The following is an 11,046-nucleotide window of genomic DNA, read 5'->3' as shown; positions in this document are numbered from 1 at the left end:
CGCGCCGGCCCTCGCCGCGCAGTCGCGCTCGGTCAGCCGACGGCGAGACTAGGGATGCCGGGGGTCGAAGCCGCGCGGCATCCGTCGTCTGTCTCCGGCCGCCTCAGATGTCTGTCGAGTCGCCCGGCTCGAGCAGCAGGAACTCTCCGCCGTCCTGCTCCACCGCCCACCGCAGCCGAGCACGTCCCATGTCCCTGCCGATGACCGAGAGGGTCATGTCGTGGGTGCCGAAGGCCTGCCGCGGCGCGACGGCGAGGACGAAGTCCATCGCCTCGCCGATCTTCAGCCACGGTGCGCCCACCGGTGCCGCGAGAAGGCGGACCGTGCGGCCCGTCGGCACGTCGTAGGAGTCTCCGGGGTAGTAGAACTCGCCGTTGACGAGGACGCCCACATTGTCGATCACCGGTATCGATTCGTGGATGACGGCGTGGCGGCCGCCGAAGAACTCCAGCGTGAACGGCTCGAGGTCGACGGTGTCCCCGGGGTGCACGACGGTCACGTCATAGCCGGCAGCGGCCCGCGCGACCCCCTCGGGGGCGTAGATCGGCGTGCCGGGGTACGCCTTCAGCAGGCGGTCCAGGTGATCGGGCGTCCAGTGGTCGGGATGCTCGTGCGTGATGACGATTCCGACGACCTCCGACAGGTCTGCGAGCGGCGTCGTGTACGACCCCGGGTCGATGACGAGGGTGCGTCCGGCCTCGAGGAGGGTCAGGGTGGCGTGTTCGAACTTGGTCACTCGCATGTGCCGAGTCAACCCGTACGGACGCGGCCGGGCAAGCGTCGCCACCGTTCCCGCCTCGATTTGGAGAGGCGATGAACGCCATGGCATAATCGAACGGTTGCGAAAACGGCCCCATCGTATAGCGGCCTAGTACGCCGCCCTCTCACGGCGGTAACGCGGGTTCGAATCCCGCTGGGGTCACAACACCGAAGAAGCCCGGTCATTCGACCGGGCTTCTTCGCTTTCACAGGGCTGTCGGGTCCGTCATCTCACCGGATCGCGCCGGGGGAGAGGCATCCGCTCGACGCCGTTCGCGCCGCCGGCGCACCCACCGCACGATCGCCCAGACGACGAGTCCGACGACCGCCGCGACGGCGAGCCAAGGCAGCAGGAACCCGAGGGCGATCACGATGCCGTTGAGCGTCGCGACGAGTCCGTTCCAGCCGGCGAGCAGTCCGTCGGCGAACCCGGCCGGGTCGGCCTCGACGGACTCGACCACCGGGGTGAGCGTAACCGTGAGCGACGACATCGCCACCTGCCCCTCGAGCATCTCGAGCTGCTGCTGGTAGGACTCCAGCAGCGCCTGACGCTCGGAGAGGGCGGCCTCGGCGGCGAGGAGGTCGGCGGTGCTGGTCGCCTCGGACATGAGGTCGAGCAGGCGGTCGACGGATGCCTGAGCGGCCTCGATGCGCGCGCGCAGATCGACGGTCTGCTCGGTGACGTCCTGCCGGTTGATGGCGGATGCCGTCACCTCGCCGATCCCCGCGAGCTCGTCGACGACGGCGGGGAGTTCGTCCGACGGCACGCGCACCGTGATCCATGCGGCGTCCGACGGGTACGGGTACGGGTAGGGGTACGACACGGAGTCCTCGGCGACGCCGGACTGGGGATCGGTCGGAATGCCGTCGGTCCCGACGCTCATCCCCTCGACGTAGCCGCCGTGGGCGACCGCGCTGTTGCCGACGAGGCGTGCCGCGACGGCGACGTCGTCGACGACCACGGTGGCGGAGGCCGTCGTGATGATCTCGCGCTCGCCCTGGTCGGGGTCGGTCAGCGTCGATCCGCCGCTCGCGCCGCTCTCGTCGGACTCTCCGCCGCCGAGGTCCTCCTCGGTCGTGGCGGCCCCGTCGTCCGCGCCCGAATCGACGGGTGCGTCGGGGGCGATGCCCGGCTCGATCGCGGAGTCGCTCGAGCCCGCCCCGGGCGAGACGAGCTGACCGACGGCCGGGGCGATGATCGCCGCGACGGCGATGACGGCCGCGGCCGCGCCGCCCGCGAGCCAGAGGCGTCCGCGCCGTGCGCTGCGAGTGCGGGCTGCGGTCCTCTCGTGGGCGATGTCAGCGAACAGCGACTTCTCGATCTCGTCGATGCGGCTCGCGCTGAGCTCGGGAAGCTCCGCCGGCGCGCCCGTGGGCTGCTGGGTGCTCATGTGCTCTCCTTCACAACGGTCCGCAGTCGCGTGCGGATGCGGGAGAGACGGTTGCGGACGACGCCGTGCGCGACGCCGAGCTCCTCGGCAGCGGCCTGGTAGGCGTACCCCTCGGCGGCGCACAGGCGGAAGATGTCCCGGTCGAGGGGGCTCAGCCCGGCGACCTCCTGCAGGATGCGGTCGGCGAGGTCGGCGCCGATCACCTGCTCCTCCACATCGACGGTCGCCGGGATCGTGTCGTCGGCCGCTGCGGCGGTGTGCTCGCGATCGCGCTTCTGCCGGCGGATGCGGTTCGCCGCCTGGAACCGGCAGACGGTCGCCAGCCACGGCAGCAGGGACTCGCCCGCGAGTTCGAGTCCGGGGAGCTTGCGCCAGGCCACGAGGAACGTCTCCTGCGTCACGTCCTCGGCATCGGCCGCGTTTCCCACGAGCCCGTGTGCGAGCCAGTAGACGGGGCGCACGTAGGCGCGGTACAGCGTGCGGAAGGCGTGTTCGCTGCCGCCCGCCGCCTGCGCCACGAGCGCGGCGTCGTCCCGCTCGGTGTCCTGCATGCCGTCCTCCGACCCCGTGACGATGCCCGGTGAGGCGGCGTCGCGGAGCACCATTGTCTCTCACGGTGTCAGTGTCGCGCGGGCGCGGATCGTCTCACGGCGGCGGCCGCGGCATCCACCGCCCTGTATCCTGGTCGGGCGAGAGGGAGTATCCCGACAGCGCGCATCCGTCATCACGGGTCCCGACAGTGCGGCCCCGGGTGCGCGACGCGGCCGCACGGTCGCGGGGGAGAGACTTTCGACGTCCGTCGACCCCCTCATCCCGCTGTTCGAAAGGCCCTCAATGGACCTCGTCCTCCCCCTGTGGTTCGAGATCGGATCACTCGTCCTGCTGTCGCTCATCCTCCTGGGCGATCTGCTCCTCATCCTCAAGCGCCCGCACATCCCATCGACGCGCGAATCGACCCTGTGGGTCGTCTTCTACGTGACGCTCGCCCTGCTCTTCGCGGGCGTGATGTGGATCATCGCCGGACCGGAGTACGCCGGGCAGTTCGTCGCCGGCTGGCTCACCGAGTACAGCCTCTCCATCGACAACCTGTTCGTCTTCGTGCTGATCATGACGCAGTTCGCGGTGCCACGCCGCTACCAGCAGGAGGTGCTGATGGTGGGCATCATCATCGCGCTCGTGCTGCGCGGCATCTTCATCATGCTCGGTGCGGCGATCATCGAGCAGTGGAGCTGGGTCTTCTACATCTTCGGCGCATTCCTGGTGTGGACCGCGTGGCGCCAGGCGTTCCCCGGCGGTGACCACGACTCCGATGTCAAGCAGGAGAACTTCGTCGTGCGCCTGCTGCGCCGCACGATCGACATCAGCGACCACTACGACGGCGCCAAGATCCGCACGGTCGTGGACGGCAAGAAGATGTGGACGCCGATGATCATCGTCTTCGCGGCGATCGGCGTGACCGATCTGCTCTTCGCGATCGACTCGATCCCCGCGATCTTCGGCATCACCCAGAGCCCGTTCATCGTCTTCACGGCGAACATCTTCGCCCTGATGGGACTGCGTCAGCTGTACTTCCTGCTCGGCGATCTGCTCGATCGTCTTCGCTACCTCCACTACGGCATCGCGTTCATCCTCGCCTTCATCGGCGTGAAGCTCGTCTTCCACGCCATGCACGTCAACGAGCTGCCCTTCATCAACGGCGGCGAGCCGATCGAGTGGGCGCCGGAGATCTCCACGTGGATGTCCCTCGGAGTGATCGTGGTCGCCATGACGGTCGCCACGATCGCGAGTCTCGTCGCGTCGGCGCGGGAGAAGCGGGCCGGGACGACGGATGCCGCGACCGCGGCCGCCGCGGTGGCTCCGGCCGGCACCGAGTCCGCCGCCGAGGCGGCCGCCGTGGTCGCCGAGGAGAAGGGGACCCCGCCGACGGTGGACAAGCCCGGCACGGACTCCCGCTGACCGCCGCGAGCCGCGCGAGAAACCTGTGAGGACGTCCAGCCAACGGGCGTAGCGTGCCCCCCAGACAGCGGGCACGTTGCCGCCCGCCGCCTGAATCGACCCAGGGAGGTCGAGATGGCACCCGGAATCATCCCCACCAGGCCCCGGACAGGCACGACGCCCGCGAGCGAGTTCACCGAACTCGCTGCGGTCGTGCGCGCCTCCGGTCTCATGCGGCGGCGCTACGGCTACTACTGGACCAAACTCGTGGCGGTGCCCGTCGTGCTGGCGGCGGGCATCGTCGCGTTCGTCCTCGTCGGCGACACCTGGTGGCAGCTGTTCACCGCGGTCGGGTTCGCCGTGATCTTCACGCAGGTCGCGATGCTCGGCCATGACGCGGCGCACCGGCAGATCTTCGTGTCGGGACGCTGGAACGACTGGATCAGCCTCATCCTGGGAGATCTGGTCGTCGGCATGAGCTACGGCTGGTGGCGCCGTAAGCACACGCGCCACCATGCCAATCCGAACAAGATCGAGGCCGATCCCGATCTCGATCTGCCCGTGATCGCGTTCACCCCGCAGCAGGCGCAGGCCCAGCGATCGCCGATCGCCCGCTGGGTCGTGGCGCACCAGGGCGTGTTCTTCTTCCCCATCCTGCTGCTCGAGGGTCTCTCCCTCCACGCCTCGAGCGTGCGGCGGGTCGTCGCGCGCGAGCACGTCGATCGCCGTTGGGTGGAGATCGGGTTCCTGCTGCTGCGGCTCGGAGGGTTCGTCGCCCTGGTGTTCCTCGTCCTCTCGCCCGGGATCGCCGCGGTCTTCCTCGCCGTCCAGCTCGGGATCTTCGGCGTGTACATGGGCATGGCGTTCGCCCCGAACCACAAGGGGATGCCGCTCGTGCCCAAGGATGCGCGCCTGGACTTCCTCACCCGCCAGGTCGTCATGAGCCGCAACATCCGCGGCTCGAGGATCCTCGACGTCGCGATGGGCGGCCTGAACTACCAGATCGAGCATCACCTCTTCCCCTCGATGCCGCGGCCTCACCTGCGGCGTGCGGCGCCGATCGTCGCCGAGTACTGCCGCGAGCGCGGGGTTCCGTACGTCGCGACGGGCCTGTGGGAGTCGTACGGCATCGTCGTCCGCTACATCAACCGCGTCGGGCTGGGGGAGCGGGATCCGTTCGAGTGCCCGATGATCGCGCAGCGCCAGACGATCTAGCGGAGCGGCCGGAGGCCGAGTCGCGGCAACACGGTGGTAATCTGGCCCCGTGCGGATCGCTCGCCTTCTCCTTAGCGGCCGCGACGGGTCCTAGTTTCCAGGCCTCACTCGTCGCGGAGTTCGTCGCGGGCCCCACCCCGAGAGGGCTACGTCCCTTCCAGAGGAGAACTGAGCAGTGAGCATTTCCCAGACATCCGCCATCCCCGAGCGTCCGCGCACCCTCGCCGAGAAGCTGTGGGACGACCACCTCGTCGTCAAGGGCGAAGACGGCCAGCCCGACCTGATCTACATCGACCTGCATCTCGTCCACGAGGTGACCAGCCCGCAGGCCTTCGACGGTCTGCGCGCGGAGGGCCGGCCGGTGCGCCGCCTCGACCTCACGATCGCGACCGAGGACCACAACACGCCGACGATCGACATCGACAAGCCGATCGCCGACCTCACCAGCCGCACCCAGATCGAGACACTGCGCCGCAACGCCGCGGAGTTCGGCGTCCGGCTGCACTCGCTGGGCGACAAGGAGCAGGGCATCGTCCACGTGGTGGGTCCGCAGCTGGGACTCACGATGCCGGGCATCACCGTCGTGTGCGGAGACAGCCACACCTCGACCCACGGCGCCTTCGGCGCGATGGCCTTCGGCATCGGCACGAGCGAGGTCGAGCACGTGCTGGCGACGCAGACGCTCCCGCTCAAGCCGTTCAAGACCATGGCGATCACGGTGGAGGGCGAGCTGAAGCCGGGCGTGACGGCCAAGGACATCGTGCTCGCGATCATCGCGAAGATCGGCGCGAACGGCGGACAGGGCTACGTGCTGGAGTTCCGCGGCAGCGCGATCCGCTCGCTCTCGATGGAGGGCCGCATGACGATCTGCAACATGTCGATCGAAGCCGGTGCGCGCGCGGGCATGGTCGCTCCGGACGAGACGACGTTCGCGTACGTGAAGGGCCGCGACCACGCGCCGACCGGTCAGGACTGGGAGGACGCGGTCGCCTACTGGCGGACGCTGCCGAGCGACGAGGGCGCCGTCTACGACGCCGAGGTGTACCTCGACGCGAACGAGCTGGAGCCGTTCGTCACCTGGGGCACCAACCCCGGCCAGGGCGTGTCGCTCTCGGACGTCGTTCCCACGCCGGCCGACTTCGCCGACCCGAACGAACGCGCCGCCGCCGAGCGCGCGCTGGAGTACATGGATCTGCAGGCGGGCACCCCCCTCAAAGATGTCGCCGTCGACGCCGTCTTCATGGGATCGTGCACCAACAGCCGGATCGAGGACCTGCGCGCCTTCGCGTCGGTCATCAAGGGCCGCACCAAGGCCGAGGGGGTCCGTGTCATGGTCGTGCCGGGCTCGGCCCGTGTGCGGCTGGAGGCCGAGGCGGAGGGCCTGGACAAGGTGTTCACCGAGTTCGGAGCGGAGTGGCGGTTCGCCGGCTGCTCGATGTGCCTCGGCATGAACCCCGACCAGCTCGCGCCGGGGGAGCGCTGCGCGTCGACGAGCAACCGCAACTTCGAGGGACGCCAGGGCAAGGGCGGGCGCACCCACCTGGTCTCGCCGCTGGTGGCCGCGGCCACCGCGGTCCGTGGGACGCTGTCGAGTCCCGCCGATCTGGACCCCGTCACGACGGATGCGCCGGTCGGCGCCGGGGCGGAGGCCTGACATGGAGAAGTTCACCACGCACACCGGCATCGCCGCCCCGCTCAAGCGCTCCGCGGTCGACACCGACCAGATCATCCCGGCGGTCTACCTCAAGCGCGTCACCAAGACGGGCTTCGAGGACGCACTGTTCGCCAACTGGCGTCAGGATCCGGATTTCGTCCTGAACCAGCCGGCCTACGCCGGCGCCAGCATCCTGGTCGCGGGCCCCGACTTCGGCACCGGCTCCAGCCGCGAGCACGCGGTCTGGGCGCTGCGAGACTTCGGCTTCCAGGTCGTGCTGAGCCCCAAGTTCGCCGACATCTTCCGCGGCAATGCGGGCAAGCAGGGCCTGGTCACCGGCGTGATCTCGGAACAGGACCTCGAGGCGATCTGGGCCGACATCGAGGCCGATCCCGGCATCCGGATGACCGTCGATCTGCACACGCGACGCGCGACGATCGGCGATCGCCAGGTCGCTTTCGACATCGACGATTACACTAGGTGGCGGCTTCTCGAAGGGCTCGACGACATCGGGCTCACGCTGCGCGACGAAGACAGAATCGCGCAGTTCGAGGCTCGCCGTGAGGCATGGCGGCCGCGGACGCTTCCCGTTCCGTAAGCCAGGACGGCGCCCCACCCGGGCGCCCCCTCCGCCCTTTGCCGCCCTCTGAAGACACAAGTGAGGTCCACCGGATGAAGTCCGCTCTCAGCGTTACGCCGAGCACCCAGGCAGGCGAGAAGGAACCGGCCGGTGAGGTCCTCGCGATCCGCGGCGGCCGTCCCCTGACGGGCCGCGTCGAGGTCAAGGGCGCCAAGAACCTCGTCACCAAGGCGATGGTGGCCGCGCTGCTGGGGGAGACGACGAGCACGCTGCGTGACGTCCCGGACATCAGCGACGTCCAGGTCGTCCGCTCGCTCCTGGAGGTCCACGGCGTGCGCGTCGAGGACGGCGACGAGGAAGGCACGCTCCACCTCGACCCGAGCGGTGCGGTCTCGGCGCACTTCGAGGAGATCGATGCCCACGCCGGTGCCTCGCGCATCCCGATCCTGTTCTGCGGTCCGCTGCTGCACCTGCTCGGCGAGGCGCTGATCCCCGACCTCGGCGGCTGCCGGATCGGCGATCGTCCGATCAACTTCCACATGGACGCGCTGCGCGCGTTCGGAGCGATCGTCGACAAGAGCTACGAGGGCATCCGGATCACGGCCCCCGACGGCCTGCACGGCGCCAACATCCACCTGCCCTACCCGAGCGTCGGCGCGACCGAGCAGGTGCTGCTCACGGCGGTCAAGGCCAAGGGGACGACCGAGCTGCGCAATGCGGCGATCGAGCCCGAGATCATGGACCTCATCGCCGTGCTGCAGAAGATGGGCGCGATCATCTCCTACGAGCCGAACCGCGTCATCCTCATCGAGGGCGTCGACACGCTGCGCGGATACGACCACCGCGCGATCTTCGACCGCAACGAGGCCGCGTCGTGGGCGTGCGCCGCACTCGCCACCGACGGCGACATCTTCGTCGGCGGTGCGAAGCAGCAGGAGATGCTGACCTTCCTCAACGTCTTCCGCAAGGCCGGCGGCTGGTTCGACATCCACGAGGACGGCATCCAGTTCCGTCGCGACGGCGCGCTCAAGCCCGTCGTCGTGGAGACCGACGTGCACCCCGGGTTCATGACGGACTGGCAGCAGCCGCTCATCGTCGCCCTCACGCAGGCGCCGGGGCAGTCGACGGTCCACGAGACCGTGTACGAGAACCGCCTCGGCTTCACCACCGCCCTCAACCAGATGGGTGCCGACATCGTCGTGCACCCGCACGGCATCGACGCCCCGGACCGGCGGGTGCCGCGGCGCGCGCTGGAGCAGGCGGCCGTCATCACCGGGCCGACGCCGCTGCACGGCGCCGACGTCGTCGTCCCCGACCTCCGCGGCGGATACAGCTACGTGATCGCCGCGCTGACCGCGGAGGGGGAGTCGATCGTCCGCAACGTCGGCATCATCCGGCGCGGCTATGAGAAGTTCCTGACCAAGCTCGAAGCGCTCGGCGCCGACTTCGACGTCATCGGATAGCGCGTGGCGACCGACCGACTGCGCGCTTCGACGGAGAAGTCGCGTCCGAGCATCTTCTGGCCGCTCGCGGCGATCGTCGTCCCTCTCGCCAGCCTGATCTTCAAGGTCGAGGTGCGCGACGGGCACAAGCTTCCGCGGGAGGGCGCGTACGTGCTCGCGCCCAACCACGCGAGCGAGATCGACCCCATCGTGATCGCCCTGGCGGTGTGGCGCATGGGCCGTGCCCCGCGGTTCATGGCCAAGGAGAGCCTGTTCCGCGTCCCGGTCCTCGGCTGGGTGCTCCGCGTCACGGGGATGGTGCCGGTCGCGCGCGCGAGCTCGGCCTCGGCCGCCCGCGCGACGCTGGAGGCCTCCGAGACCCTCGTGCGGCACGGCCGCGGCGTGATCGTGTACCCCGAGGGGACGCTCACGCGCGACCCCGGCCTGTGGCCGATGCGGGGCAAGACCGGCGCGGTCCGGCTGGCGCTGGCCGGCGACATCCCGCTCATCCCGATGGCGCAGTGGGGCGCCCAGCAGGTGCTCCCGCGGTACGGAAAGCTGAAGCTCTGGCCGCTGCGCCGCCGCGTGACGGTGATCGTCGGCGACCCCGTGGACCTGTCTGCCTACCGCAAGTCCCAGGCGCAGCCCGCCACCCTGGTCGCCGCGACCGACGTGCTGATGGCCGACATCTCGGCGCTCGTGGGCGAGCTGCGGGGCGAGCCCGCGCCGGCCGCGCGCTGGAATCCGGCGGACCACGGCCAGAAGGAGACGGGTCGCCTTGAGTCGTAGACAGGATGCCGCGCGCCCCCGGGTCGCCGTCATCGGCGCTGGAAGCTGGGGCACCACCTTCGGGAAGATCCTCGCCGACGGCGGCGCCAACGTGACCATGTGGGCGCGCCGGGCGGAGCTGGCCTCCGAGATCCACGAGGCCAAGCGCAACAGCGAGTATCTTCCGGGCATCAATCTGCCGCGCACCATGTCCGCCACGCACCACCTGTCCGAAGCGCTCGACGGCGCCGAGCAGATCTACCTGTCGATCCCGAGCCAGGCGGTGCGCCAGAACCTGAAGGCGGTGCGGCCCCTCGTGTCGCGCACTGACGTGCCGATCGTCTCGCTGATGAAGGGCGTCGAGCGCCGAACGGGCCTGCGCATGAGCCAGGTCATCGAGCAGGAGCTGCACTGCGATCCCGCGCGCATCGCGGTCGCATCCGGCCCGAACCTCGCCCTCGAGATCGCGCGGGAGCAGCCGACCGCCGCGGTGATCTCCTCGACCAGCCAGGAGACCGCCGACGCGGTCGCCCGCCGGGCGCGCAACGCGTATTTCCGCACGTTCGTGAACACCGACGTCATCGGCACCGAGTTCGGCGGCGTGCTGAAGAACCTCATCGCGGTCGCCATCGGCATCGTCGACGGCGTCGGCTACGGCGAGAACACGAAGGCCTCGATCATCACGCGCGGACTCGTCGAGATGACCGACTTCGCGGTCGCCTTCGGCGCCCAGCCCGAGACCCTGCAGGGCCTCGCCGGCCTCGGCGACCTCATCGCGACCTGCCAGTCGCCGCTCAGCCGCAACAATACCGCCGGGCGCCTGCTCGGTCAGGGCTACCGCTTCGACGACGTCGTCAAGCAGATGAACCAGACGGCGGAAGGGCTGGCCTCGGTCGCCCCCATCCTGCAGCTGGCTCGGGAGGTCGGCGTCGACATGCCGATCGTCGAGCAGGTCAAGATGGTGCTGGACGGAACCATGAACCCGCGCGACATCGCGCCGCATCTGACGACAGACGACGACACCCCCAAGGGCGAGAGGACGCAGAATGGACAGGCCGGCGGTGGCGGTGCTCTTTGGCGGTCGATCCAGCGAGCACTCGATCAGTTCCGCAACGGCGGGCGGGGTGCTGCGGGCGATCGATCGTGAACGCTACCGGGTGATCCCGGTCGGCATCACGCGCGAGGGCGTGTTCGTCCTCGAGGACGACGACCCCGACAAGTTCGCCCTCGACGCCGAGCGCCTGCCCGAGGTGGTCGACAACGGCACCCGCGTGCTATGGCCCGAGGTCGGCGACCGCGAGC

At 69.6% G+C, this 11,046-nt stretch carries 10 protein-coding genes, 1 tRNA gene and 1 pseudogene; 9 read left to right on the top strand and 3 right to left on the bottom strand.

Going from position 1 to position 11,046, the window contains the following annotated elements; translation table 11 throughout:
* Window positions 1-103: 103 nt before the first annotated feature.
* Entirely contained in the window at window positions 104-742 is a 639-nt protein-coding gene (locus tag ACE3O1_RS12560) for an MBL fold metallo-hydrolase (protein WP_374315540.1), read from the bottom strand.
* Window positions 743-849: 107 nt separating this feature from the next.
* On the opposite strand from ACE3O1_RS12560, the gene ACE3O1_RS12555 reads away from it, so the two are divergent.
* A tRNA-Glu gene (locus tag ACE3O1_RS12555) sits at window positions 850-922 on the top strand.
* A gap of 43 nt (window positions 923-965) precedes the next feature.
* Here ACE3O1_RS12555 and ACE3O1_RS12550 read toward each other — a convergent pair.
* Window positions 966-2,150, bottom strand: a complete 1,185-nt coding sequence (locus tag ACE3O1_RS12550; RefSeq protein ID WP_374315538.1) for a DUF4349 domain-containing protein — start codon at window positions 2,148-2,150, stop codon at window positions 966-968.
* Entirely contained in the window at window positions 2,147-2,701 is a 555-nt protein-coding gene (locus ACE3O1_RS12545) for an RNA polymerase sigma factor (RefSeq protein WP_374315542.1), read from the bottom strand. Before ACE3O1_RS12545 ends, ACE3O1_RS12550 begins: the two co-directional genes overlap by 4 nt.
* Before the next feature lie 283 nt (window positions 2,702-2,984).
* Between ACE3O1_RS12545 and ACE3O1_RS12540 the strand changes: the two genes are divergently transcribed.
* The 8 genes and pseudogenes from ACE3O1_RS12540 to ACE3O1_RS12505 form a co-directional block, all read left to right on the top strand.
* The gene (locus tag ACE3O1_RS12540) at window positions 2,985-4,106 is read left to right on the top strand and encodes a TerC family protein (protein WP_374315536.1); all 1,122 of its coding nucleotides are present in this window, start codon (window positions 2,985-2,987) and stop codon (window positions 4,104-4,106) included.
* A 114-nt stretch (window positions 4,107-4,220) separates the two neighbouring features.
* Window positions 4,221-5,300, top strand: a complete 1,080-nt coding sequence (locus ACE3O1_RS12535; RefSeq protein ID WP_374315534.1) for a fatty acid desaturase — start codon at window positions 4,221-4,223, stop codon at window positions 5,298-5,300.
* Window positions 5,301-5,475: 175 nt separating this feature from the next.
* Window positions 5,476-6,954 (top strand): 3-isopropylmalate dehydratase large subunit, encoded by a 1,479-nt coding sequence (gene leuC / locus ACE3O1_RS12530; protein ID WP_374315532.1) that lies wholly within the window; start codon window positions 5,476-5,478, stop codon window positions 6,952-6,954.
* A gap of 1 nt (window position 6,955) precedes the next feature.
* A complete protein-coding gene (gene leuD, locus ACE3O1_RS12525; RefSeq protein WP_374315530.1) occupies window positions 6,956-7,552 on the top strand; it encodes a 3-isopropylmalate dehydratase small subunit in 597 nt (198 codons plus the stop codon).
* A 74-nt stretch (window positions 7,553-7,626) separates the two neighbouring features.
* Complete coding sequence (gene murA / locus ACE3O1_RS12520) at window positions 7,627-8,997, top strand: UDP-N-acetylglucosamine 1-carboxyvinyltransferase (protein ID WP_374315528.1); 1,371 nt, start codon at window positions 7,627-7,629, stop codon at window positions 8,995-8,997.
* Between the two features lie 3 nt (window positions 8,998-9,000).
* Complete coding sequence (locus ACE3O1_RS12515; RefSeq protein ID WP_374315526.1) at window positions 9,001-9,765, top strand: lysophospholipid acyltransferase family protein; 765 nt, start codon at window positions 9,001-9,003, stop codon at window positions 9,763-9,765.
* A complete protein-coding gene (locus tag ACE3O1_RS12510; RefSeq protein ID WP_374315524.1) occupies window positions 9,755-10,891 on the top strand; it encodes an NAD(P)H-dependent glycerol-3-phosphate dehydrogenase in 1,137 nt (378 codons plus the stop codon). The genes ACE3O1_RS12515 and ACE3O1_RS12510 overlap by 11 nt, the downstream gene beginning before the upstream one ends.
* Window positions 10,791-11,046, top strand: a pseudogene (locus tag ACE3O1_RS12505) (D-alanine--D-alanine ligase); the annotation flags it as partial. The gene ACE3O1_RS12510 and the pseudogene ACE3O1_RS12505, both read left to right, overlap by 101 nt.

Source organism: Microbacterium sp. (assembly GCF_041909575.1).
Taxonomy (GTDB): Bacteria; Actinomycetota; Actinomycetes; order Actinomycetales; family Microbacteriaceae; genus Microbacterium.
Note: the sequence above shows the minus strand (reverse complement) of the source record. Positions and strands in the feature narration are given on the sequence as shown.

Excerpts from the sequence above, each read along its gene's own strand:
- ACE3O1_RS12560 (WP_374315540.1), bottom strand. The coding sequence starts at position 742 with ATGCGAGTGACCAAGTTCGAACACGCCACCCTGACCCTCCTCGAGGCC.
- ACE3O1_RS12550 (WP_374315538.1), bottom strand. The coding sequence starts at position 2,150 with ATGAGCACCCAGCAGCCCACGGGCGCGCCGGCGGAGCTTCCCGAGCTC.
- ACE3O1_RS12545 (WP_374315542.1), bottom strand. The coding sequence starts at position 2,701 with ATGCAGGACACCGAGCGGGACGACGCCGCGCTCGTGGCGCAGGCGGCG.
- ACE3O1_RS12540 (WP_374315536.1), top strand. The coding sequence starts at position 2,985 with ATGGACCTCGTCCTCCCCCTGTGGTTCGAGATCGGATCACTCGTCCTG.
- ACE3O1_RS12535 (WP_374315534.1), top strand. The coding sequence starts at position 4,221 with ATGGCACCCGGAATCATCCCCACCAGGCCCCGGACAGGCACGACGCCC.
- leuD (WP_374315530.1), top strand. The coding sequence starts at position 6,956 with ATGGAGAAGTTCACCACGCACACCGGCATCGCCGCCCCGCTCAAGCGC.
- murA (WP_374315528.1), top strand. The coding sequence starts at position 7,627 with ATGAAGTCCGCTCTCAGCGTTACGCCGAGCACCCAGGCAGGCGAGAAG.